The sequence below is a fragment of the Intestinimonas timonensis genome, assembly GCF_900626145.1.
Classification (GTDB): domain Bacteria; phylum Bacillota; class Clostridia; order Oscillospirales; family Oscillospiraceae; genus Intestinimonas; species Intestinimonas aquisgranensis.
Window position 1 is genome coordinate 208005 of sequence record NZ_LR130816.1, and the last position, 24313, is coordinate 232317.

The following is a 24313-nucleotide window of genomic DNA, read 5'->3' on the forward strand; positions in this document are numbered from 1 at the left end:
CCTCCCGGGGCCTCCGCAGAGAAAGGAGCGCGATGCCAATGGCCAGCTACCACTACAGTGACGTGACCCCCGAGATCCAGGCCCACGCCGCCAGGAGCCTGGAAAACTGTCAGATCGACCCAGAAGATTACCGCCGCTACGACGTCAAACGGGGTCTCCGTGACCTGGACGGCAAGGGCGTGCTGGCCGGACTCACCGAGGTCTCCGACATCATCTCCAAAAAGGTGGTGGACGGGGTGGAGGTCCCCTGCGAGGGCGAGCTCTACTTCCGGGGCTACAACATCGAGGACCTGGTGGGCTCCGCCCTGCGGGAAAAGCGCTTTGGCTTTGAGGAGACGGCCTACCTCCTCATGTTCGGCCAGCTGCCCACCCGCTCGGAGCTGGAGGACTTCACCCAGCTCCTCTCCTCCTACCGGACCCTCCCCAAGAACTTCGTCCGGGACGTGATTTTAAAATCCCCCAGCAGCGACATGATGAACTCCCTGGCCAAGTGCGTCCTCTCCATCGCCTCCTACGACGACAAGACCGACGACATCAGCCTGCCCAACGTGGCCCGGCAGTGCATCCAGCTCATCGCCACCTTCCCCCTCTATGCCGTCTACTCCTACCAGGCCTACACCTACAAGGAGGGCAACTCCCTCTTCATCCACGCCCCCCGGCCGGAGCTCTCCACCGCGGAGAACATCCTCACCCTCCTGCGGGCCGACTCCTCCTATTCCTTCTGGGAGGCCCACATTCTGGACATCTGCCTCATGCTCCACGCCGAGCACGGCGGCGGCAACAACTCCACCTTTACCACCCACGTGGTCACCTCCTCGGGCACCGACACCTACTCCTGCATGGCCGCCGCCCTGGCCTCCCTCAAGGGCCCCAAGCACGGCGGCGCCAACATCAAGGTCATCCAGATGTTCGAGGACATGAAGAAGGAGGTCCGGGACTGGACCGACGAGGAGGAGATCTCCGCCTATCTGAAGGCCCTCCTCCACGGGGAGGCCTTCGACAAGGCGGGACTCATCTACGGCATGGGCCACGCCGTCTACTCCCTCTCCGACCCCCGGGCCAACATCCTCCGCCGGTTCGTGGAGACCCTCTCCCGGGAGAAGGGCCGCACCGACGAGTACGACCTCTACGCCCGGGTGGAGCGGCTGGCCCCCCAGATCATTGCCCATGAGCGGAAGATCTACAAGGGCGTGGCCGCCAACGTGGACTTCTACTCCGGCTTCGTCTACCACATGCTGGACCTCCCCCTGGAGCTCTATACCCCCCTCTTTGCCATGGCCCGCATCGCCGGCTGGAGCGCTCACCGCATCGAGGAGCTCATCAACATGGGCAAGATCATTCGCCCCGCCTACAAATATGTGGGCACCCATCGGGATTACACCCCCCTGGACCAAAGATGACATACAAGGCCCGGAGCGCTCCGCGCTCCGGGCCTTGGCAATTGTCCGTTGTCAATTTCCGCCCCAGGCGGTATAATGAATGGGACAAGCACCATGTGTGCGCAAGTAAGGAGGAGCGCTATGGATTACGAGACCCAAAGACGGCTCATGTGCGAGCTGGGCCGCAGACTGTGGGAACGGGGCTGGGTGGCCGCCAACGACGGCAACTTCAGCCGGAGACTGGGAGAAGGCCTCTTTTTGGTGACCCCCGCCGGGGTGAGCAAGGGCTTCCTCACCACAGACATGCTGCTGGTGGTGGACAGCCAGGGCCGGATGACCGAACCGTCCTCCTACCGCCCCTCCTCGGAGACCCCCCTGCACCTGGCCTGCTACCGGGTCCGCCCCGATGTGGGCGGCGTATGTCATGCCCATCCCCCCGCCGCCACCGCCTTCGCCTGCGCCCACATGGGCCTGGAGGAGCCCCTGCTGGGTGAGGCCGTCATGTCTCTGGGCCCGGTACCCTGCGCCCCCTACGGCCGCACCGGCACCGCTGAGCTGCCCGCCGCTGCCGCTCCCCTCATGGCCGACCATGACGCCATCCTCCTGGCCAACCACGGCGCCCTCACCATGGGCCCCGACCTGGAGCGGGCCTACTGGCGGATGGAGACCCTGGAGCACACCGCCCAGATCCACCTCAACGTCCGGCTGCTGGGGGGCGGCGTGCCCCTGACCCAGGAGCAGGCCGCCGCGCTGAGAGGGGGCTGACGACCATGGAACCGCTCTTTCAGGTGGAGACCGCCCATGACGCCGACGCCTACGGCAACATGGTGACCGTCCACTATATGCTCCATGAGAAAAATCCCATCTGGGCCCTGTATATCCTGGCCGTGGTGGTGGCTGTGGCCATCTGGTGGCTGGCTGCCGCCGGGAACTACACCAGCCTGAGCGCCCTGGGCACCGGTATCTTCTGCCTGGCCTTCTTCCTGCTGGGGGTGCCCTATGTGGACCGCTTTGCCGCTCAGCGGGTGTGCCGCCGGATGGAAAAGCAGGTAGTGAAGGCCGCCCGGAAAAACGGCGCCTACGGCAAGCCCATCCGCTACCGCTTCTTTGACGATCACCTGGACTCCGCCGACAGCGCCGGCTCCACCGAGACCCCCTATGACCAGATCACCGACCTGGTGGAGACCGCCGGCTACCTGCTGGTCTTTCTGAAAAGCGGCCAGTGCGTCCTGGCCCGGAAGAAGGACTTTACCCTGGGAGACCCCGCCGCCCTCTTCCCCCTGCTGGAGCAGCGCAGCGGCAAGACCCCGCGCACCTTCCAGATGCCCCGCCGGGGCCGCTGAAAAAATCCCCTCTTGCATGACGGGCGGGTTTCTGGTATACTGGTCCCATTCTATGGAAAGAAAGGGTCTGGTGAGTCCCTGTGGACCAACCTCCGCCTAGTCAGATAACCAAACCGTTTTTAAAGGGCAGCCTTAGCCTCAGGGCGTAGGGCTGTCCTTTTGCGCGCATTTTTCACCTTCTCCTTCTTTTCATAGGCATACATCCAAATTAAGAAGAAAGTTGAGTTGATCGTCCGAATGGACCCCCAAAGTATCACAATGATCGTGGCCTTGTTTCTGATGGTGGCGTTTTCCGCCTACTTCTCCGCTACCGAGACCGCCTTTACCTCCCTCAACCGCATCCGCCTGAAGAGCAAGGCCGACGCCGGCGACCGCCGGGCCGCCCGCACCCTGGCTCTGGCGGAGGACTATGACCGGCTGCTGTCCACCATCCTCATTGGCAACAACATCGTGAACATCTCCGCCTCCACCCTGGGCACCGTCCTCTTCACCAAGCACGTGGGCACGGCCTACGGCCCCGCGGTGTCCACCATCGTGCTCACCGTGATCATCCTGATCTTTGGCGAGATCTCCCCCAAGAGTCTGGCCAAGGAGCAGCCCGAGGCCTTTGCCATGTTCTCCGCCCCCATTCTGCGGCTGCTGATGATGATCCTCCGCCCCCTGAACTTCCTCTTCGCCCAGTGGAAGCGGCTGCTCAGCCTGATCTTCCGCAGCAGCAGTGACAGCGGCATCACCGAGGAGGAGCTCATCACCATGGTGGACCAGGCCGAGACCGAGGGCGGTCTGGACCAGGACGAGAGCGAGCTCATCCGCTCCGCCATCGAGTTCGGCGACCTGGAGGTGGATGAGATCCTCACCCCCCGGGTGGACATCGTGGCGGTGGAGGACACCGATACCATGGACGAGATCGCCAAGGCCTTTGCCGAGAGCGGCTATTCCCGGCTGCCGGTCTACCATGAGGACATCGACAACATCGTGGGCGTCATCCATGAGAAGGACTTCCACGCCGCCCGCTATCACGGCCACGACGACGTCTCCGCCATCGTCTCCACCGTGCTCTACACCACCGCCAACACCAAGATCTCCGACCTGCTGCGCATCCTCCAGAAGGCCAAGGCCCATATGGTCATCGTGGTGGACGAGTACGGCGGCACCGAGGGCCTGTGCACCATGGAGGACATCGTGGAGGAGCTGGTGGGCGAGATCTGGGATGAGCACGACGAGGTCATCGAGGAGTTCAAAAAGCAGCCCGACGGCAGCTACCTCATCTCCTGCAACGCCAACCTCACCGACCTCTACGACCTCTTCTCCATCAAGGGGGAGAGCGATTCCACCACCGTCTCCGGCTGGGTCATGGAGGAAGTGGGCCGGGTGCCCGAGGAGGGCGACCACTTCGTCTACGAAAACTTGGACGTCACCGTCACCAAGGTGGACCACCGCCGGGTGCTGGAGATCCGGGTGGTGGTCCTGGACCAGTCCCCGGACGAGGAAAAACCCGAAAAGTAAAACGAAACCCCGGCGGTTCACGGAACCGCCGGGGTTTTTTGTACCTGTTATGCCTTTGCCTGGGCCTTGGCCGCGGCCACAAAGGCCCGGAAAAGGGGGTGGGCCTTGTTGGGCCGGGACTTGAACTCCGGGTGGAACTGTACGCCCACGAACCAGGGGTGGTCGGGGAGCTCAACCGCCTCCACCAGCCGGCCGTCCGGGGAGAGTCCGGCCAGCACCAGTCCCTTGGACGTAAGGGCCTCCCGGTAGTCGTTGTTAAACTCATACCGGTGCCGGTGCCGCTCGGAGATGTCCTGGACGCCGTAGGCCCGCCCGCAGGGGCCCTCTGGACTGGTGAGGTGACAGGGATAGGCCCCCAGGCGCATGGTGCCGCCCTTGGCGGTGACTCCCACCTGGTCGGGCATGAGGTCGATGACGGGATAGGGGGTCTCCGGGTCCAACTCGCTGGAGTGGGCACCGGTGAGACCGGCGGCGTGGCGGGCGAACTCCACCACTGCCATCTGCATGCCCAGGCAGATGCCGAAGTAGGGCACCTTGTGCTCCCGGGCGTACTTCACGGCGGCGAGCATGCCGTCGATGCCCCGGCTGCCGAAGCCGCCGGGGACCAGCACGCCGTGGCAGCCCTCCAGCGCCTGGGCGGCATTGTCGTCGGTGAGGGTCTCGGAGTCCACCCAGCGGAGGTCCACCTTCACGTCATTGACGATACCGGCGTGGGCCAGGGACTCCACCACGGAGAGGTAGGCGTCGTGGAGGCCCACGTACTTGCCCACCAGGGCGATCTCCACATGCTCCCTGGCCGCCTTCTCCCGCTCCACCAGGGCGGTCCACTCGATGAGGTCGGGGGGCGTGGCGGTGAGGCCCAGACGGCGGCACACCGCCCGGGCCAGGCCGGCCTCCTCCAGCATCAGGGGGACCTCGTAGAGGGAGGGGGCGGTCAGGTTCTCAATGACGTTCTCCGGGAGGATGTTGCAGAAGAGGGAGATCTTTTTCCGGATGTCGTCGGGGATGGGCCGGTCGGAGCGGCAGACGATGACGTCGGGCTGGATGCCCAGGCCCAGCAGCTCCTTGGCCGAGTGCTGGGTGGGCTTGCTCTTGAGCTCGTCGGAGCCGGGGATGGACACCACCAGGGAGACATGGATATACATGACATCCTGACGCCCCACCTCGGCCGCCACCTGCCGGATGGCCTCCAGGAAGGGCTGGGACTCGATGTCGCCCACAGTGCCGCCGATCTCGGTGATGACCACGTCCACGTCGCCCCGGCGGCCCACCCGGTAGATCCGGTCCTTGATCTCGTCGGTGATGTGGGGGATGACCTGGACGGTGCCGCCCAGGTAGCCGCCTTCCCGCTCCCGGTTGAGGACGGTCCAGTAGACCTTGCCCGAGGTCACCGAGGAGTCCACCGTCAGGTACTCGTCGGTGAAGCGCTCATAGTGGCCCAGATCCAGGTCGGTCTCGGCGCCGTCGTCGGTGACGAAGACCTCGCCGTGCTGGAAGGGGTTCATGGTCCCCGGGTCCACGTTCAGGTAGGGGTCGAACTTCTGGAGGGCCACCTTCAGCCCCCGCTGCTTGAGGAGCCGCCCCAGAGAGGCCGCCGTGATGCCCTTGCCCAGGCCGGAGACCACGCCGCCGGTGACGAAAATATACTTGACCGCCATATTACATTCCTCCCATCAGTTGATGGGACGCCATTGCCCCGGGACCCCGTTGCCCCATAAAAAATCCTTTCTATTTTATGCGTGTGGGAGAGGCCCGTCAAGAGGTTTGAAAAAAACGGCGGTGTTTTTTCTCAGCCCGCCAGATCGGGGAAGGTAGTCTGGCCCCAGTCGTCCACCTGCCAGCCGCCGCTGCCGTCGGGGATGAGCCAGAACACGTAGGTCCCCTCCCCCTGAGGGGCGTCCGCCGAAAAGGCGGCGCAGAGTACCAGCACATCGGCCCGGTCAAGGCCGCTCCCCTGCCCCCTGCCGTTTTCCAGGTAGGTCTGGGCGTGGTAGCGGGCGTAGAGGGGCAGATACTGCAAGGTGCCTTCCGTGGGCGCTTTCCAGCCCTCCGCCTCCAGCCAGGCGGACAGGGCGTCCATGCCGGCATCTATCTGCTCCCAAGTGAAGGGGTCCTCCTCCTGGGCCAGGGCGGCGCAGCAGTCCAGCATCTGGTCATAGGGGCTCACCTGGTAGGCGTAGGCGGGGCGGTACCAGGAGACGGCGTCCCCGATGGTGATGCGCAGAAGGCCGTCCTCCTCCAGGAAGAGGAGTTCGTCACCGCTCTCCGTCTGATAGCGCACCGCCTCACCCTCGATGGTCTCCGGCCCTTGGCCCTCCATCCACACGAAGGTTTGGAGGTACCAACGCACCTCACCCGACAGGAACTCCGGGTCGTGGAAGGCCAGCCTGCCCTCGCTGCTGCCCGGGTCGCCGTCCAGATAGAAGAGGCTCTCCAGCGTGCCGGCCTGACCCGCCACCTGCCCGATGGTGCTCCACAGGTCCCCGGCGGGCTCCCCCTCCATCAGGGTGAAGGTGAGGCCGTCCAGGGTCTCGGCGTCGTACTTCTCCCGATACCAGTCCATGGCCGCCTGGACCGGGTCCAGGAGCCCTGGCCGGTGGCCCTGGTCCACCTGGGCCTGGAGATCGGCGTAGTACTCCGCCGCCGTCACCTCGATGCCATAGGGCAGCTCCCTGCCCCAGCCGCCGTAGTTGTTTTCAAAGCTGCCCTCCACACACCAGATGCCGCCGCTGCCCTGGGTGACGGGCTGGGAGAGGTGGAGGGTCAGGGAGACGGAATAGTCGGCGCTGTGGACCTCCACATAGCGGTGTTCCCCCTCCCACAGGAAGGGCTGGTTCAGCTCCGCTCCGCCGTCGTAGGGGGTAAGGCCGTTGCGGACGATAAAGTCGGCCTGGATGTCGGGGATGCGGGAGCGGACATACTCCCAGCGCCGGTAGTCCGCGCTGTCGGTGTCCTGGTCGCCATCTGCGGTGTAAAACTGCACATCGGTGGGGTAGGCCATGCCGTAGTACCACTCGCCATCCCGGGCAAAGATGGTCTGGCCCGTCCCGCCGTGGACGGCCAGGTAGTTCTGCTCGTATCCTACCTGGTCGTAGCGGAAGAAGGAGAAGAGGAAGCCCATGGGGGCGTCGAAGTCCTCTATGGCCGCCTCGTAGCTGGAGCGGTGGTAGACCCTAGGGAACACCGGCTCCGAGCCGTCCCCCAGGTCCTCTTCAAAGAGGACCATGGTGTCCTCCACGATGTCGGTGGGGATGGCCAGGGTGAGCCCGCCCCCCAGGTCGTAGAGGGCGGCGTCGGTGAGGAGGTCGCCCACGTTGGAGGTGGAGCTGGGCACCTCCGTCTCCTCCTCCAAGCCAGGCGTCACCATGGCCGCGCCTCCAATCATGGAGCAGCTCCCCAACAGTACCGTGAGGCACAGGGTCAGACACAGCGCGGCAGGGCCTCGTTTTGTCCCCTTCACCAGATCCACCAGCCTTTCCTTCAAATGCTCCTTTTCCTCGCACAGGGTGGTGACCATCAGCCCCTTTGGGGGGTCCGCGGCCAGGGAGAGGAGGGTCTCCCCGTACCGCCGCCGCGCCTCCGGGGACAGGCTCCCCGCCGCCGCCTCGTCACAGGCGAGCTCGCACCGCCGGGCCATTTCCCGGCGGAACACCGGCATGAGGGGATTGAACCAGTGGAGGCTGGTCACCACCGCCGCACACCACTTATAGAGGAGGTCCCGGCGGCGCAGGTGGGTAAGCTCATGGCGGAGGATATCCTCCAGCCGCCCCCGGTCCTCCACCCCATCGGGCAAAAATACGGCGGGCCGCAGCAGCCCCAGGGCCATGGGACAAGGAATGGCCGGGCACACTGCCAGGGCGATCTTCCCGCCGGGGTCCAGCTCCTGCAGCACCTCCAGCGCCAACCGGCCGGGGGCGTGGCTCTCTCGCCGGACCAGCCGGGCAAAGCGGCGGTAGCTCCGTCCGTACCGGCCCAGGCTGAGGACAAAGCCGATGGCCCAGAGTCCGAACCACAGCGCCGGGGCGTTGAGGATGGCCCTCCAGTCCACCTCCGTGGCAGCGGTCACCCTCTCCCCGCCGCCGTCAGGGACCGACGGCCCATTGCCTGCGTTCGGTGACCGTCCCCCTTGATCTGTGGGCGGAAACAGAACAGTGGTCCCGCCGTTCTGACCCCCTGCCGGGTTGGTCATGATCACACCGGTGACGGCGGCGCTTTGCTGATAGACGGGGATGGGCAGGTCCACCCACACCGGCACGCACAGCCGCAGCAGCACCAGCAGCCACAGGTAATACCCCGCTGCCCGGCTGATGCGGCGGCCCAGCAGGTGGAGCACCCCCATAAGGATCACCCCCAGCACCGAGCCTAACAGGCTCAGCCGCAGCAGGGTGAGGAGAAAGCCGGTCATATGTCCTCCCCCCTCTCCTCCCACAGCCTGTCAAAGAGGTCCTTGAGCTCGGCCACATCGGAGCGGTCCAGCTGCCGCCGCTCCACCAGGGCGGCCACCAGATCCTTTGCCTTGCCGTCGTAGAGCTTTTCGATGAGGGTGCGGGTCTTGTAGTCCCCCAGCTCCTCCCGGCTCACCAGGGGGCGGTAATGGTACACCCCCCGCTTCTCCTGGCCCACAGCCCCCTTTTCCAGCAGCCGCCGGAGGAGGGTTTTCACCGTGTCGCCACTCCAGCCCTTCCGGGCGGTGACCCCCTCCTTCACCTGGGCCAGGGTCAGGTCGCCCACCTGCCACAGTACCTCCATTACCTCCAGCTCCGCGTCGGTGATCTTGGCCTCACGCTCCCACATACAGGTATCCCCCTTCCATGCAAACGAGGTTACAGTTGTACCCTTCGCATATAGGGTACAACTGTAACCTCATTTTGTCAAGGCGGGATCGGTAACAATTTGGCGTCAAAAAAAGCGCCCCGGACTTGAGGTCCGGGGCGCTGCGGCGGCAGATGAATTTATTTGTGATAGAGCTTATTGGTCTCGTAGGTGGGCTCACAGGTGAGGTGCATGCCCAGCTTGGCGTAGGTGCCCGAATCGGGGGGCGAGAGGATGACGGAGGCGTGGGCCTCACAGTCCCGGAGCTGGGCCAGATGGTCCAGGGCCTGCCGGGCCAGGGGGTTGGTGGTGGCCGAGATGGCCAGGGCGATGAGGACCTCGTCGGAGTGGAGACGGGGGTTGGCGCTGCCCAGGTGCTTGACCTTCACGGTCTGAATGGGCTCGATGGCCTCCCGGGAGATGAGGTGGTGCTCATGGCCGATGCCGGCCAGGCACTTCAGAGCGTTGAGGAGGGTGGTGGCGGAGGCTCCCATGAGATCGGTGGTCTTGCCGGTGACCACCTCGCCGTCGGGGAGCTCAATGGCGGCGGCGGGCTTGCCGGTCTCCTCGGCCACGGCCAGGGCAGCGCCCACCACCGGGCGGAGAGAGGCGTCGGCCTTCACCTGCTGCATGAGGAGCTCCAGCTTGTAGACCGGCTCATCCCCGCAGCGGCCCTGCCGGCGGTCGCACAGGGCGGCATAGTACCGGCGGATGATCTCCTGCCGGGCGGCCTCACAGACCACGGCGTCATCCACGATGCAGTTGCCCACCATATTGACTCCCATGTCGGTGGGGGACTTATAGGGGCACTCGCCGGTGATCTTCTCAAAGATGGCGGAGAGGACGGGGAAGATCTCCACATCCCGGTTGTAGTTCACCGTCGTCTTTCCATAGGCGGTCAGGTGGAAGGGGTCGATCATATTCACGTCGTTGAGGTCGGCGGTGGCCGCCTCATAGGCCAGGTTCACCGGGTGCTGAAGGGGCAGGTTCCAGATGGGGAAGGTCTCGAACTTGGCGTAGCCCGCCTTCACCCCACGCTTGTACTCGTGGTAGAGCTGGGAGAGGCAGGTGGCCATCTTGCCGCTGCCGGGGCCGGGGGCGGTGACCACCACCAGGGGGCGGGAGGTCTCGATATAGTCGTTCTTGCCATAGCCCTCGTCGCTGACGATGAGGGAGACGTTGTTGGGATAGCCGGCGATGGGATAGTGGAGGAAGACCTTCATGCCCAGGTCCTCCAGCCGCTTCTTGAAGGCGTCGGCGGCGGGCTGGCGGTCGTACTGGGTGACCACCACGCTGCCCACATACAGGCCCTGGGCCCGGAAGGCGTCGATGAGCCGGAGCACGTCCACGTCGTAGGTGATGCCCAGGTCGCCCCGGATCTTGTTCTTCTCAATGTCGCTGGCACAGATGGAGATGACCATCTCCACGTCGTCCTTGAGCTCCAGGAGCATGCGGATCTTGCTGTCCGGTGCGAAGCCGGGCAGTACCCGGGAGGCATGGTAGTCGTCAAAGAGCTTACCGCCGAACTCCAGGTAGAGCTTGTCCCCAAACTGAGCGATGCGGTCCTTGATGTGAGCGGACTGGGTCTCCAAATACTTTGCGTTGTCAAAGCCGATCTGTTTCATCTGCACCCCTCCAAGCTGTCATTCTTACACAATCGTTTTATTTTACCCTCTTTTCGCCCCTGCCGTCAAGGGATTCCTGACTCCGACGGCTTTTCCTTGCTCCGTTTTCGGCGACGTGATAAAATGAAAGACCCAGATACCTGAAAAGGAGCGACACAATGGACACCATCATCACCATCCTGGCCCGGGAGCTGGGCCGGGAGCCCATCCATGTGGAAAACGTGGTCAAGCTCATCGACGAGGGGAACACCATCCCCTTCATCGCCCGCTACCGGAAGGAGCTCCACGGCGCCATGGACGACACCACCCTGCGTACCCTGGCCGACCGGCTCCAGTACCTCCGGAACCTGGACAAGCGCCGGGAGGAGGTCAAGGCCTCCATCGAGGGCCAGGGCAAGCTCACCGAGGAGCTCTCCGCCGCCATCGACGCCGCCGCCACCCTGGCGGAGGTGGAGGACCTGTACCTCCCCTACAAGCCCAAGCGCCGCACCCGGGCCACCATGGCCAAGGAAAAGGGGCTGGAGCCCCTGGCCGACGCCCTCTTTGCCAAGGGGAACCCCGTGGACCCGGCGGCCCTGGCGGCGGACTTCATCGACCCGGAAAGGGGCGTGGAAACCGTTGAGGACGCCCTCCAGGGGGCCAGCGACATCATCGCCGAGGCCATCAGCGATGACGCCGCAGTCCGCAAGGCCCTGCGGGAGCTCTACCTGCGCCGGGGCACCCTGGTCTCCCGGGCGGCGGAGGAGGAGCCCGCTGACACGGTCTACCGCCTCTACTACGACTTCACCGCTCCGGTGAACCGGGTCCAGGGCCACCAGGTCCTGGCCATCAACCGGGGTGAGCGGGAGGGCATCCTCAAGGCCGGGGTGGAGCTGGACGCCGAGGCGGCCAGGGTGGCCGTCCGCCGGCAGGTGGTGCCCGGCCGGGCGGCCATGGACTTCGTCCGGGCCGCCGCCGACGATGCCTGGGACCGGCTGTTGAAGCCCTCCCTGGAGCGGGAGATCCGCAATACCCTCACCGAGCAGGCCGACGAGGGGGCCATCCACAACTTCGCCCTCAACTTAAAGCCCCTCCTCATGCAGCCGCCTGTGAAGGGCTTCGTCACCATGGGCCTGGACCCGGGCTACCGCAACGGCTGCAAGGTGGCGGTGGTGGACGCCACCGGCAAGGTGCTGGACACGGCGGTGGTCTACCCCACCTTCAACGAGAAGAAAAAGCAGGAGGCCATCGACACCCTGGCCAGGCTGGTGAAGAAGCACAGCGTGCAGCACATCGCCATCGGCAACGGCACCGCCAGCCGGGAGACCGAGCAGATGACGGTGGAGCTCATCAAAAAGGTGGGCGGGGACCTCTCCTACATGATCGTCAGCGAGGCGGGCGCCAGCGTGTACTCCGCCTCCAAGCTGGCCGCCGAGGAGTTCCCCGACTACGACGTGAACCTGCGCTCGGCGGTGTCCATCGCCCGGCGGCTCCAGGACCCCCTGGCCGAGCTGGTGAAGATCGCCCCCAAGGCCATCGGCGTGGGCCAGTACCAGCACGACATGCCCCAGGCCCGGCTGGACGAGACCCTCTCCGGCGTGGTGGAGGACTGCGTCAACGCCGTGGGCGTGGATCTGAACACCGCCTCCGCCCCCCTCCTCCTCCGAGTGTCCGGCCTCAACAACACCACCGCCAAAAACATCGTCAAGTACCGGGAGGAGAACGGCGCCTTCACCACCCGGAAGCAGCTTTTGAAGGTCCCCAAGCTGGGGCCCAAGGCCTTTGAGCAGTGCGCCGGCTTCCTGCGGGTGCCCGAGAGCAAAAACGTGCTGGACAACACCGCCGTCCACCCGGAGAGCTATGCCGCGGCGGAAAAGCTTCTCTCCCTGTGCGGTTGCGAGCTCTCCGCCGTGAAGGCGGGGACCCTTACCGACCTCCGGGACCGGGTGGCGGGCTACGGTGAAGCCGCCGCCGCTGAGGCCTGCGGAGTGGGTATTCCCACCCTCCGGGACGTGGTAGCCGAGCTCATGAAGCCGGGCCGGGACCCCCGTGACGAGCTGCCGAAGCCCATCCTCCGCACCGACGTGCTGGAGATGAAGGACCTAAAGCCCGGCATGGAGCTCACCGGCACCGTCCGCAACGTCATCGACTTCGGCGTCTTTGTGGACATCGGCGTCCACCAGGACGGCCTGGTCCACATCTCCCAGCTCAACACCCCCCGCCGGGTGAGCCACCCCTCCCAGGTCTGCGCCGTGGGGGACGTGGTCACCGTCTGGGTACTGGACGTGGATGAAAAGAAAAAGCGCATCAGCCTCACCATGAAAAAGCCCAAGGACCAGACCGTGTAAGGAGGTTCTGTCATGAGCATGCTCAATTTCGATGAGGTGGGCCTTCTGCTGGACGACATGGCCGAGGAGTTTCCGCCGGAGTTTTTCGACGAGCTCAACGGCGGGGTGGCTCTGCTGCCCGAGGCCAAGCCCGACCCGGAGTTTCCCCCCGGCGAGATGTATATTCTGGGGGAGTACTGCAACGACATGATGGGCCGGCACATCAACCTCTACTACGGTTCCTTCGCCGCCCTGGCACAGCAGGAGGACTGGACCGAGGAGGACTGGGAGGACGAGCTGTGGGAGACCTTCGCCCACGAGTTCACCCACCACATCGAGGGTCTGGCCGGAGAGCGGGGCCTGGAGCTCAAGGACGAGGCTTTCCTGGAGGAGTACCGCCGGGAGCGTGAATAACACACATAAATCTGGGCCGGAGATGAGCATGCTCATCTCCGGCCCAGGTTTCATTTCTGCCAGTCGGCGGGATAGACGAAGTAGAGGAAGCGGACCTTTCCCTTGGCGGAGAACTGGATCTCACTGCCCCGGGGGATATGGATGACCTCGCCGGGTCCGGCGGAGACCGTCTCGCCCCCCACCAGGATGTCCAGCCGCCCATCGATGACATAGTCCATCTCGTCATAGGTCAGCGTCCAGGGGAAGGTGGTCTTTTCCATGACCATGAGGCCGCAGCCCAGCCGGGGGGCCTCCTCCAGGGAAAAGAGGTCCCGGGTCCACACCCGGTCCCCGCTCCGGCCGGTGTCCAGCCGGTCGGCCTCCCGGACCTCCAGCCGTGGAACCGCCACCGAGCGCACTCCGTGGGCGGCGGGGCGCTCCGGCGCCGGGGTCCCCCCCAGCTTCTCCAGCAGCACCTGGCGCACCAGCTTTTCCAGGGCGTTTTTATCGATGTCAGCCATGGGATCACTCCTTTCGGGTGAGGAGCATGGCCACCGCCACAGCGGTGATGCCCCCCGTCAGCTTGGCCACGATCATGGGGAAGATCATGGTATCGTCAAAGCCCGCCGTAAAGCCCAGATGGTCGCCGAAGACGAAGGCCGCCGACACGGCGAAGGCCACGTTGACCACCTTACCCCGGCGGTCCATGTCGGACACCATGCCGAACATGGGGATGTTGTTGGCCAGGGTGGCCACCAGTCCCGCCGCAGCCACGTCGTTGACCCCCAGCAGCCGTCCCAGCTTCAAGAGGGGCTTTTGGAACACCTTTGTGATGACAAAGACCAGGGGGAAGGCCCCGGCCAGGACGATGGCGATCTCCCCCACCACGGCAAAGCCCTCCTGGATGGGTGCCATACCGGGGATGAGGACCAGCCCGGTGAGGGACTCCACAATGGCGGCGGCCAGGCCCACGGTGATGACGGCCACCACCACCTTGCCGAAGACGGCGAAGCCCTTCACCATGGCGCCGGGGATCTTCCACAGCCCCAGGGCCAGGAGGAGGGCGATGAGGACGATGGGGATGAGGTTCCGGAGTACCATGCCCACCGGGAAGCCGGCGGCCAGTCCGCCCACAAAGGCGCCCAGGGGGATGGTGACTACACCGCAGAGCACCCCCCGGGCCAGGGGCTCCAGGTCCTCCTGCTTCAGGATGCCCAGGGCCACCGGGATGGTAAAGACGATGGTGGGACCCAGCATTGCCCCCACGATGAGGCCGCCGAACTGCCCCGCCTCCTCGGTGAGGGCCAGCTCCCGAGCCAGGGCGGCGCCCCCCATGTCGTTTGCCAGGATGGTGCCGGCGAACATGGCGGGGTCGGCGCCCAGGAAGGTATAGACCGGCACCACCACCGGCCGCAGCAGGTCGGAGAGCACCGGCGCCAGGCAGAGGATACCGATCATGGCCAGGGCCAGGGCGCCCATGGCCTGGATGCCCTCCTCAAATTTCTCCCCCAGGCCGAAGCGGTTCCCCGCGATGTGGTCCAGGGCGCCCAGCACCAGAAAGACGGCCATGATATAGATGATGATCTCGTTGATGGACAACGGACCTCCCCCTTTCTCAGAACTCCACCCGGTCCACGATGCCCACGATGGCGGCGTCCACCGGGATGTGCTCCCCTGCCGCGATCCGGGCGCCGCCGCCCCGGGTGACCAGTACCTTGTCGCCCGGCCCCGCTCCCGCCTGGTCGGCGCACACCAGGGCGGGCCCCTGATAGCCCTCCGGGGCCACCAGCAAAAAGGTCTGGCCTGTCAGCGCCTCCGCCTTCCGGGTGCACCACACGCTACCGACGACGATCCCTAACAACACAAATGCCCATCTCCCGCAGCCCTCGCTCCAGGGCCATAAATTTCTGATAGATGCCCAAAGGGGCACACCTGCGATAGTCCTTGTACTCCAGGCCCGACTCCAGCACCTGGACCTTCCGCCCCTCCAGCAGGGCCCGGAGGACCGTCCCCTCCTCATCGGTGAGGGCAAGGCCCAGGGACAGCGAGCCCATCTGCTCCACCGGCAGCCGGGCGATGACCAGGGCTCCGTCCCGTGTCTCCAAAACCACGGACATCACTCCTTTTTACGGCAAAATGAATCCACGGTCTCCCTTCTGAAAACCGCAGGCATTTGCCTCGTCGTAGTCCAGGTGGGCGGCGGTGGCGAAGTCGGACCGCACCCGGACCTCCACGTCTCCAAAGATGAGGGGGCGGGCGGTCAGCGTCTTCAGCCGGACCCTCTGCCTGTCCTCCACCCCCAGGCGGCGGGCGTCGGCGGGGGGCATGTGGATGTGCCGCTTGGCCACCATCAGCCCCCGGTCCAGGCAGAGGACCCGGTCACCGTACCGCAGTACGAAGCCCGGCGTCCCGTCCAGGTCCCCGGACAGCCGCACCGGCGGCGTCACCCCCAGGGTGACGGCGTCGGTGAGGGAGATCTCCGCCTGACATTCCTTCCGCTCCGGCCCCAGCACCACCACCTTGTCCAGCACCCCCTTGGGTCCGCACAGCTGCACCCGCTCGGCGCAGACGAACTGCCCCGGCTGGGAGAGGTCCCGCACCGGGGTCAGCCGGTGCCCCGGCCCGAAGAGCCGGTCCACCCCCTCCCGGCTCAGGTGGACGTGGCGTCCACTGGCCTCCATGGGGACGGTGAGGGCGCGGAGCACCCCCTCAATGAGTCCTTCTCTATCATGTGTGTCCATACTTTCCCGCCTTCAGCTTGATCATCATGATCCACAGGAGGGAGGAGAGCCGGTTGAGGCCCAGGATGATATCCCCCCGGGCCACGCCGCCGTTCTCGTCCCGGAAGGCCCGGTAGGCGGCAAGCTCCGTCTGCCGGACCACTGTGCGCACCTTGTTCACCGCCAGGATGGCGGGGGAGTCGGTGTAGTGGATGAGGAAATGGCCCTGGCCGTAGTATTTTTCCGGGTAGTGGGACCGCTCCCGCAGTTCTTCTGGGGTCATACCGCAGAGCCTGACCTCCCCTACCGGCTCCGAGAGCACGTCGAAGCGGATGAAGCGCCGGACAAAGTCCAGCACCTCCTCCATCTCCTCCGCCAGGCCGGGCACTCCCTCCCGGACGCAGACCTGCTGGCACAGAGCGATCTCCCCCTCCAGCAGGTCGATCATGCCCCGGAAGGCGATGCGGGGGTGGTCCTTGAAAACCAGGATGTTGCCCCTCAGGTGGGTCATGTGCTCCGGTTTCTCCTCCAGACCTACCCCGAAGGCGGTCTGATACCGGGCGGCGCCGGGGGCGGCCTCCTCTTTGCCCTGTGGGTAGACCACCTCCACCCGGTGCTCCCGGAGGAAGGACCGGGCTGAGGGTGTGAGGACGTCCCCCCGGGCCACCACCACCGGTCCCCGGGTGCCGTTGTCGGACATCTGCCGGACCCGCTCCTCCGTCAAGAGGGCCACGGCTTAGCCCTCCCGGTCGAATTCCCCGGCCTTGTGGGGCAGGATGCCGTCCACCTCGGCGTGGGGGCGGGGAATGACGTGGACGGAGATGAGCTCTCCCACCTTCTCGGCGGCGGCGGCGCCGGCGTCGGTGGCCGCCTTCACGGCCCCCACGTCCCCCCGGACCATGACGGTCACCAGACCGCCGCCCACCTGCTCCTTGCCCACCAGCTGGACGTTGGCCGCCTTCACCATGGCGTCGGCCGCCTCGATGGCCCCCACCAGTCCCTTGGTCTCCACCATACCCAGCGCGTTCGTATTTGCCATTTGATTTCTGCTCCTTTCCTGTTTGGGGGTCTCCCCCTTGTCCGCTGTCTGCTTGACCGCCCCGCCGCCCTTCACGGCGGCGGCCAGGCTGGTCAGCTCCTCCTTGGCGGGAGCCTTCCGTCCCCGGGCGGAGGAGGTCTTCTTCTCCTCCCTGGCCGCCCCCTTAGCTGCCTCCGCCGCCTCCCGCAGGAGGTCGGCGGGCGGGTCATACATGGTCCCCTCGGTCTGGACCCGGTCCTGAAGGTCCTCCCCCGGCTGGGGGACGGGCAGCTCAGGACCCTCCGCGTTTTTTGCTCTCATCTCATGTCAGCCTCCTGACGATCTGATCCACCAGCTCCCGGAGAAGGGCGTCGTCCACCGCCGGGCTCCCGGCGCTCTGCCAGGGGGCGGCGGCAGCGCCGCCCCGCAGCTCCTCCAGCTCCTTCACGCCCCAGGCCACCCGCTTGATGTTGATGAGGTCCAGAGGGCCGATGTTGTTGGAGGAGGAGGAGCCGCCCACCGCGCCGCACCCCAGGGTGAGGGCGGGGAAGAGGCAGGTGGTGGCCCCGATGCCGCCCAGGGCGGAGGGGGTGTTCACCAGCACCCGGCTGGCGGGGACGGCCTGGGCAAAGCGCTTGACCACGGCCTCGTCCTCGGCGTGGATGGAGAAGGTGTGGCCCGCCCCCTCCCACTCCAAAATCTCCACGCAGCGCCGGAGGACGGCCTCCTCGTCCTGCTCCACATAATAGGCCAGGATGAGCCCCAGCTTCTCGCTGGAGTAGGGGTAGCCGGGGCCCACGCCCGTCTCCCGGGCCACCAGCACCCGGGCCGTTGACGGCACCTTGTCCAGTCCGGCCAGCTTGGCCACCGTCTCCACGCTTTTGCCCACGATGGCCGGGTTCATGGTGCCGTTGGGGCGCAGGATGAACTTGGAGAGTTTTTTGTGCTCCTCGTCGCTGAGGAGGTAGGCCCCCTGGCGTCTGAGCTCCTCCGACACCGCCCCCTCCATAGCCCGGGTGGTGACGATGGACTGCTCACTGGCGCAGATGGTGCCGTTGTCAAAGGTCTTGGAGTCCAAAATCCGCTTCACCGCCTGGGCGACGTTGGCGGTGTGGTGGATATAGGCCGGGCCATTGCCCGCCCCCACGCCGATGGCCGGGGTGCCGGAGGAGTAGGCCGCCTTGACCATGGCGGCGCCTCCCGTGGCCAGAATGAGCCGGGTGTGGTCGTGCTTCATGAGGGCGCTGGTGGCCTCCAGGGTGGGGGTGGCGATGCAGGCGATGGCACCCTCGGGAGCCCCCGCCTGCCGGGCGGCTTCTGAGACCACCTTCACCGTCTCACCGATGCACTGGATGGCGCTGGGGTGGGGGGAAAAGATGATGGGGTTGCCCGCCTTCATACAGATCATGGCCTTGTAGATGACGGTGGAGGTGGGGTTGGTGGAGGGCACCAGCCCCGCCACTACCCCAACGGACACCCCGATGTCGATGGTCCGCTTCTCCTTGTCCTGGGCCAGGATGCCGTGGGTCTTTTCCTCCTTGATGGCGTCGTAGAGGGTGAGGGCGGCGAAGCGGTTTTTGATCTCCTTATCCTCCGCCTTGCCGTAGCCCGTCTCCTCCACCGCCAACTGTGCAAGCCGCCGGGCGTGCTGGGCCCCGGCCTGTGAGATGGCCGCCGTGATGCGGTCCAGGTCGGCCTGGCTCATGGCCGCCAGGGCCCGCTGGGCCTCTCTGGCCTTGCCCACCAGATCCCGGACCTCCTGGATGGAGCGCAGGTCCTTGTCCAGCTTCATAGGTTCTGTCATGTTCACACCTCCCTGGGTTGTCCGGACACGTTCAGCACCGCTGCCGCAAAGGCTTCGCACGCGGCCTTGCAGGCGCTCTGGGTGCCGGTGAGGAGCCCGCCGCCGAAGTTGGTCTCGCTGGGGGGCTCAAAGAGGGCGGCCAGGGTCACATCCGCCGCCTTCATGGCCTCGTCCAGCCCCACCACCGCCTCCAGGGGCGGGGCAATGAGGTAGGCCAGGGCCTCCCCCTCCCGCACCCCGGCGGTCTTGGAGAGGTAGCTCCCCGTCCGGGACACGGTGTGGGCGAAGTAGACGATGGAGTCGTCGGCGTTGGCGGAGCGGAAGCCAACCCCGCTCTCGAAAAATTCCACCGCCGCCTTGAGCCCGCTCTTCACCTCGGAGGGGTTGGGCCCGGCCAGGATGCCGATGACCTCCCCCGCCAGCTTGGTGTTGGCGTTGGCCGCACCGGCGTAAAGGCTCCGGCCATACACCACCTCCACGGCGGCGGCCTTGGTGGCCTCATCCAGGGCGCAGTAGGTCACATCGTCGCTGTCGGCGGTGAGGATACCGATGGACCGAAACTCCGGCCTTAAGCCCAGCTTTTCCGCCAGGGACTCGGACACGTTGGCGATGGTGCGGGTGGCCAGGGCATTACACTTCAAAAGGTCCCCTGTCATGCCCCCACCCCTCTCGCCAGCTCAATGCCGGAGGCCTTCTTCTCCAGCATGGTCTTGATGAGCTCCGCGATGTGGGCACCCGCCTCCACCGCCGTTGTCCCCTGCCTGTGGATATTGGAGATGACGGTCCGCTTGGACTCCGGGATGCCGATGTGGGCGCCGTAGGTGAGGTAGGCCGACATGGACTCCGCCGTCACCAGGCCGGGCCGCTCCCCCACCAGCATGCACACCACCTCCGCTCCGGTGAGCTCGCCGATGTGGTCGGAGGCACCCACCCGGCAGTACTTGACAAAGAGGGTGGGCCCGGCGTCGATGCCGTAGCTCTTCAGTCCCGCCCGGATGGCCTCCATGCAGTCGGCGGCATTGGCCTCGATGGCGGCGGAGCTGAGGCCGTCCCCCACCACCAGGGCCACCTTGGGGGCATGACCCAGGGTCTTCTGGATTAGGGCCTGCTGCTCTTCGTCAAAGCGGCGTCCCTTGTCGGGCCGGGTCAGGTACTCGTCCTTATCTTTGCACAGGGTGTGGAGAGGGACATAGCCCTGGGCCTTCACAAATTCGTCGCTCACGTGGGAGAAGACGGAGTCCTGGGCGGCGGCGTGGTCGCACCGCATGCGGAGCATGGTCTCAGTTTTATACCGGGCGCCCGCCCGGCCCATGCCCAGCCGGGCGGGAGTCTTGGCCTTCAGCTCCAGGAAGGCGGGTCCATTTTTCGGGTTTTGGACCAGGTAGAGCCGCCGCAGGTCCACCCCGGCGATGTCGGAGAGCTCCCCGCCCCCGGCTGCCGGACCGGGCTCCATGGGGTGGTAATCGGCCCCCTTCACCTGGGGGGTGGGGGCTTGACCCATCAGGTCGGCCACCATCCGCTCCACCAGGGCCCGCAATTCTTTTTCATTAACAGCCACAGCGTTTCACCCTCCTTGTTATGCCAGCAGCACCGAGCCGTCCCCCGCCAGGGGGGTGAGCTTTCCGTTCTCCACAAAGCCCATCTTCTCCAGCCAATCCTGGAAGGGCTTGATGGCGGTGAGGCCGAAGAGCTCCCGCAGGGCGGCGGTCTCGTGGTAGCCGGTGGTCTGGTAGTTGAGCATTACGTCGTCGCCGTGGGGGATGCCCATAAAGTAGTTGCACCCGGCGGCGGTGAGGAGGACGGCCAGGTCCTCGATGTCGTTCTGGTCGGCCTTCATGTGGTTGGTGTAGCAGGCGTCGCAGCCCATGGGGATGCCGGTGAGCTTGCCCATGAAGTGGTCCTCCAGCCCCGCCCGGATGACCTGCTTGGAGTTGTAGAGGTACTCCGGGCCGATGAAGCCCACCACGGTGTTGACCAGGAAGGGCTCAAAGTGCCGGGCAAAGCCGTAGCACCGGGCCTCCATGGTCACCTGGTCCCAGCCGTTGTGGGCCTCGCTGGAGAGTTCGGAGCCCTGGCCGGTCTCGAAGTAGAGGACGTTGGGGCCGGTGGCGGTGCCCTCCTTCAGGGCCAGGGCCCGGGCCTCGGCGATTGTGTCGGCGCTGAAGCCGAAGGCCTCGTTGCCCTTCTGGCTCCCGGCGATGGACTGGAAGATGAGGTCGGTGGGCGCACCCCGGCGGATGCACTCCATCTGAGTGGTGACGTGGGCCAGCACGCAGGTCTGGGTGGGGATGGCCCAGCGCTCCTTCACCTCCTGGAACCGCTCCAGCACCCGGGTGACGCTCTCCACCGAGTCGTCCACCGGGTTGAGGCCCAGCACCGCGTCGCCCACTCCGAAGGTGAGGCCCTCCAGCAATGAGGCCAGGATGCCGTCGGGGTCGTCGGTGGGGTGGTTGGGCTGGAGCCGGGCCGACAGGGTCCCCGGCTCCCCGATGGTGGTGTTGCAGGTGGCGGTGACCCGCAGCTTCTTGGCAGCGTAGATGAGATCCAGGTTGCTCATGAGCTTGGCCACCGCCGCCACCATCTCGCTGGAGAGGCCGTGGGAGAGCCGCCGGATGGCAGCCCCGTCGTTCTTTTCGTCCAGCAGCCACTCCCGCAGCTCCCCCACCGTCCAGTTCCGGATCTTTGCAAAAATCTTCTCGTTGATGCCGTCCTGGATGATGCGGGTCACCTCATCCTGTTCATAGGGGACAGCAGGCTCGTTCCGCAGGTCGGCCATGGTGAGGTTGGAGAGCACCACCTTGGCCGCCACCCGCTCCTCGGCGTTTTCGGCGGCGATGCCCGCCAGACGGTCCCCCGACTTTTCCTCGTTGGCCTTGGCCATGACCTCCCGGATGGTATGGAAGTCATAGACATTACCCAGCAGCTTGGTTTTTAAGATCATAAGTCCCTCCTCTCCCGGCGTTCCCCGCCGGGCACACTGTTTGAAAAGGCCAGGGTCTTGACCACCACCGGCAGCACACTGCCCCCGGCCACGGGGGCGCCGATGTCCAGATAGTCCCCCTCCCGGACGCTCACGCCGTCCAGGCACAGCAGGGGGCTGCCCCCCATAGCCTGGCCCAGGACCTTGGCCATGTCCCGCTCCACCACCACCACGGGGAAATACCCCGCCGTATAGAGGGGCTCCAGCCCCGCCCGCAGGCCCCGGGCCAGCTCGGCCACCCGCCGGTAGGGCGGAGACACCTCGCCGGTGAGGGCCAGAGCCACCTGGCTCAGCCCTTCCTGGTCGGCATACCGTGAGAGTTTTTTCTCCACCACCGCCGCCAGGGTCTCGGCGTCCCCCGCCTCCTCCCCTTGAGTGAGCCGGAGGACGGGGAGGTTTTTCAGGGGGAAGGCCACCTCCCTGCAGTGGATGGTGGAGCCGGAGACCTCCACCGAGTGGGCGCCCGCCCCCACCACCGTGGCCCGGATGGTCTCGGCGCCCCGGACCAGGGTATAGCCCGCTCCCTCCAGCCGCCGCCGGAGGGCGGGGCCCAGCAGGGGGCCGATATCCCCAAAGGCCCGCCAATCTGACGGCGGTTCCCACATGCAGTCGGCTACGCCGCCTGAGAAGGAGAGGACCTTTACATCTTTGGGAACGGCTTTTTCCAAGACCTCTGTCATGGCGTCGATAAGGGGCGCCAGGTCGGCGGCCTCCACCCGCTGCCCCAGGGCCAGCAACAGACCGGACCAGGGTGCCAGCACCGGGGAGCGGTAGACCACCCGGCCCTCCCGGTCCAGCTTGAGGAGCCGTCCGCCGATGTCCAGGCAGTCGGTGTCCAGCAGAGCGCCGTTATCGTAGATGGCCAGGTTGGATGTGCCGCCGCCGATATCCAAGTGTAATACCTTGCACCGATGCTCCTTGGAGTATTCATCCGCCCCAGCTCCACGGGCGGCCAGGATGGACTCCAGGTCGGGTCCGGCGGTGGCTACCACGAAGTCCCCGGCAAATTCTGAGAGGGCGGAGAGGACTGCCCGGGCGTTCTCCTTCCGGGCGGTCTCCCCGGTGATGATGACTGCCCCTGTCTCCACCTCCTCCCGGCGGAGCCCCGCCTTTTGGTACTCCGACCCCACGATGGCCCGGACACCATCGGCGTCGATGACGGTGTCCGAGAGGAGAGGGGTGAAGTGGATGGCGCTGCGGTAGACGATCTCCCGCTCCGTGATGGCCACCCGTGGCACCGTGAAGGGGCTGGCCCGGTTCTCCAGGGTCAGGTGGGAGATCACCAGTTGAGTCGTGCTGGTACCAATATCGATACCCACCGATTTCAGGGTCTCCCTCACGGCCGTCCCCCCAGTCCTCCGGCCCGGGCGAGCAGGTCCTTGACCTCCGCCGCCGTCAGGGGGATGGGATTGGCCGCCATGCAGCCGTCGGCCAGGGCGGCGGCGGCCAGGTCGTCCAGGGCGGCCTTCAGTTCCTCCGGCTCCACCGGCAGCCGGTCGTGGAGGTCCAGGGCTGCCCGCAGCCGGGCCAGGGCGGCGGACAGGGCCCTGGGGGTGCCCGCCAGACCGCAGGCCTTGGCCAAGGCAGCGTATCGGGCCGCCGCACGGCGGTCCCCGGCGTTGCGGAGGACCACAGAGGGCAGCAGCACGGCGTTGAGCCGTCCATGGGGCAGGTGGAACCGTCCGCCCAGGGCGTGGGCCATGGCGTGGCAGACCCCCAGCCCGGCGGCGTTGAAGGCCATGCCCGCCATGCAGGAGGCGAGGAGCATATCCCCCTTGGCCCCCAGGTCCCCGGCAAAGGCGGCGGGCAGCCGGGCGTAGGCCAGGGCGAAGGCACGCTCGGCCAGGGCATCGGAGAAGGGACTGCTCCCCTTTGCCACAAAGCCTTCAGCTGCGTGGGTGAGGACGTCCATGCCGGTATCGGCGGTGACCTTAGGCGGAACGCCCTCCAGGAGGGTGGGATCCAGGATGGCCGTCTCCGGCAAAAGCCCCTCTTCCACCAGGGGGTATTTGACGCCCCGCTCGGTGTCGGTGAGGACGGCGAAGGAGGTCACCTCGCTGCCGGTGCCCGCCGTGGTGGGGATGCACCACAGGGGCGGCCTGCGTTTGGAGAACCAGCACATGGCCTTGGCGCAGTCCATGGGGGAGCCGCCGCCGAAGGCCACCACCACATCGGGCCCAAAACCCTCCAGGACGGCCACCCCCTCCGCCACCAGCTTCAAAGAGGGGTCGGGTTCCACCTTATCAAAGACCTCCACCGGCCCGGTGAGCCGCTCCGCTGCCCGCTTGACAAGGCCGGAGGAGGAGAGAAAGCCGTCGGTGACCAGCAGCACCCGCTTCCCTACCAGCTGTTCCAGGGCGGCCAGAGCCCCCGGCCCAAACCAGATCTCCGGCCTGATCGCAAATCGTTCCATACCCGTCCTCTTTT

The 24313-nt window shown here is 66.1% G+C and carries 23 protein-coding genes; 6 read left to right on the forward strand and 17 right to left on the reverse strand.

Going from position 1 to position 24313, the window contains the following annotated elements; all coding sequences use genetic code 11:
* Window positions 1–38: 38 nt before the first annotated feature.
* The 4 genes from E0E29_RS01000 (at window position 39) to E0E29_RS01015 (ending at window position 4228) form a co-directional block, all read left to right on the forward strand.
* Window positions 39–1400: a citrate/2-methylcitrate synthase gene (locus E0E29_RS01000; RefSeq protein WP_130848241.1), complete on the forward strand. Its 1362-nt coding sequence runs from the start codon at window positions 39–41 to the stop codon at window positions 1398–1400.
* Between the two features lie 120 nt (window positions 1401–1520).
* A complete protein-coding gene (locus E0E29_RS01005) occupies window positions 1521–2144 on the forward strand; it encodes a class II aldolase/adducin family protein (RefSeq protein WP_165449753.1) in 624 nt (207 codons plus the stop codon).
* 5 nt (window positions 2145–2149) lie between these two features.
* Window positions 2150–2722, forward strand: coding sequence for a YcxB family protein (locus E0E29_RS01010; RefSeq protein ID WP_130848243.1), 573 nt, complete (start codon window positions 2150–2152; stop codon window positions 2720–2722).
* A 237-nt stretch (window positions 2723–2959) separates the two neighbouring features.
* Complete coding sequence (locus E0E29_RS01015) at window positions 2960–4228, forward strand: HlyC/CorC family transporter (protein ID WP_130849035.1); 1269 nt, start codon at window positions 2960–2962, stop codon at window positions 4226–4228.
* A gap of 47 nt (window positions 4229–4275) precedes the next feature.
* On the opposite strand, the gene E0E29_RS01020 is transcribed toward E0E29_RS01015, so the two are convergent.
* From E0E29_RS01020 to E0E29_RS01035, 4 genes are all read right to left on the reverse strand, one after another.
* On the reverse strand, window positions 4276–5886 hold the full coding sequence (locus E0E29_RS01020; RefSeq protein WP_130848244.1) for a CTP synthase: 1611 nt from the start codon (window positions 5884–5886) through the stop codon (window positions 4276–4278).
* Between the two features lie 131 nt (window positions 5887–6017).
* A complete protein-coding gene (locus tag E0E29_RS01025; protein ID WP_130848245.1) occupies window positions 6018–8633 on the reverse strand; it encodes a M56 family metallopeptidase in 2616 nt (871 codons plus the stop codon).
* Window positions 8630–9022 carry a BlaI/MecI/CopY family transcriptional regulator gene (locus E0E29_RS01030; RefSeq protein WP_130848246.1) on the reverse strand — a complete coding sequence of 131 codons (393 nt, stop codon included), beginning with the start codon at window positions 9020–9022 and terminating at the stop codon, window positions 8630–8632. The genes E0E29_RS01025 and E0E29_RS01030 overlap by 4 nt, the downstream gene beginning before the upstream one ends.
* A 158-nt stretch (window positions 9023–9180) precedes the next feature.
* Window positions 9181–10665, reverse strand: coding sequence for a DUF1846 domain-containing protein (locus tag E0E29_RS01035; protein WP_130848247.1), 1485 nt, complete (start codon window positions 10663–10665; stop codon window positions 9181–9183).
* A 158-nt stretch (window positions 10666–10823) separates the two neighbouring features.
* On the opposite strand from E0E29_RS01035, the gene E0E29_RS01040 reads away from it, so the two are divergent.
* A complete protein-coding gene (locus tag E0E29_RS01040; protein ID WP_130848248.1) occupies window positions 10824–12992 on the forward strand; it encodes a Tex family protein in 2169 nt (722 codons plus the stop codon).
* 12 nt (window positions 12993–13004) lie between these two features.
* A complete protein-coding gene (locus tag E0E29_RS01045) occupies window positions 13005–13385 on the forward strand; it encodes a metallopeptidase family protein (protein WP_130848249.1) in 381 nt (126 codons plus the stop codon).
* Between the two features lie 50 nt (window positions 13386–13435).
* Here the strand turns inward: E0E29_RS01045 and E0E29_RS01050 are convergent, their stop codons facing one another.
* From E0E29_RS01050 to E0E29_RS01110, 13 genes are all read right to left on the reverse strand, one after another.
* A complete protein-coding gene (locus E0E29_RS01050) occupies window positions 13436–13885 on the reverse strand; it encodes a cupin domain-containing protein (protein ID WP_130848250.1) in 450 nt (149 codons plus the stop codon).
* A 4-nt stretch (window positions 13886–13889) separates the two neighbouring features.
* Window positions 13890–14963: an ethanolamine utilization protein EutH gene (gene eutH / locus E0E29_RS01055; RefSeq protein WP_130848251.1), complete on the reverse strand. Its 1074-nt coding sequence runs from the start codon at window positions 14961–14963 to the stop codon at window positions 13890–13892.
* 16 nt (window positions 14964–14979) lie between these two features.
* Window positions 14980–15228: a EutN/CcmL family microcompartment protein gene (locus tag E0E29_RS01060; protein ID WP_130848252.1), complete on the reverse strand. Its 249-nt coding sequence runs from the start codon at window positions 15226–15228 to the stop codon at window positions 14980–14982.
* Window positions 15203–15475, reverse strand: a complete 273-nt coding sequence (locus E0E29_RS01065) for a hypothetical protein (protein WP_242622327.1) — start codon at window positions 15473–15475, stop codon at window positions 15203–15205. The genes E0E29_RS01060 and E0E29_RS01065 overlap by 26 nt, the downstream gene beginning before the upstream one ends.
* Before the next feature lie 15 nt (window positions 15476–15490).
* A complete protein-coding gene (gene pduL, locus E0E29_RS01070) occupies window positions 15491–16105 on the reverse strand; it encodes a phosphate propanoyltransferase (protein WP_130848254.1) in 615 nt (204 codons plus the stop codon).
* On the reverse strand, window positions 16092–16817 hold the full coding sequence (locus E0E29_RS01075) for an ATP-binding protein (protein ID WP_130848255.1): 726 nt from the start codon (window positions 16815–16817) through the stop codon (window positions 16092–16094). The genes pduL and E0E29_RS01075 overlap by 14 nt, the downstream gene beginning before the upstream one ends.
* Window positions 16818–16820: 3 nt before the next feature.
* Window positions 16821–17123 (reverse strand): BMC domain-containing protein, encoded by a 303-nt coding sequence (locus E0E29_RS01080; protein ID WP_130849036.1) that lies wholly within the window; start codon window positions 17121–17123, stop codon window positions 16821–16823.
* A gap of 301 nt (window positions 17124–17424) precedes the next feature.
* The gene (locus tag E0E29_RS01085) at window positions 17425–18906 is read right to left on the reverse strand and encodes an acetaldehyde dehydrogenase (acetylating) (protein ID WP_423202426.1); all 1482 of its coding nucleotides are present in this window, start codon (window positions 18904–18906) and stop codon (window positions 17425–17427) included.
* A 2-nt stretch (window positions 18907–18908) separates the two neighbouring features.
* Window positions 18909–19562 (reverse strand): ethanolamine utilization microcompartment protein EutL, encoded by a 654-nt coding sequence (gene eutL, locus E0E29_RS01090; protein ID WP_130848256.1) that lies wholly within the window; start codon window positions 19560–19562, stop codon window positions 18909–18911.
* Window positions 19559–20422: an ethanolamine ammonia-lyase subunit EutC gene (eutC, locus tag E0E29_RS01095; RefSeq protein ID WP_130849038.1), complete on the reverse strand. Its 864-nt coding sequence runs from the start codon at window positions 20420–20422 to the stop codon at window positions 19559–19561. Before eutC ends, eutL begins: the two co-directional genes overlap by 4 nt.
* Before the next feature lie 60 nt (window positions 20423–20482).
* Window positions 20483–21847 carry an ethanolamine ammonia-lyase subunit EutB gene (locus E0E29_RS01100; RefSeq protein WP_130848257.1) on the reverse strand — a complete coding sequence of 455 codons (1365 nt, stop codon included), beginning with the start codon at window positions 21845–21847 and terminating at the stop codon, window positions 20483–20485.
* Window positions 21844–23226 carry an ethanolamine ammonia-lyase reactivating factor EutA gene (locus E0E29_RS01105; protein WP_130848258.1) on the reverse strand — a complete coding sequence of 461 codons (1383 nt, stop codon included), beginning with the start codon at window positions 23224–23226 and terminating at the stop codon, window positions 21844–21846. Before E0E29_RS01105 ends, E0E29_RS01100 begins: the two co-directional genes overlap by 4 nt.
* Window positions 23223–24299: an iron-containing alcohol dehydrogenase gene (locus E0E29_RS01110; protein WP_130848259.1), complete on the reverse strand. Its 1077-nt coding sequence runs from the start codon at window positions 24297–24299 to the stop codon at window positions 23223–23225. The genes E0E29_RS01105 and E0E29_RS01110 overlap by 4 nt, the downstream gene beginning before the upstream one ends.
* Between the last annotated feature and the right edge of the window lie 14 nt (window positions 24300–24313).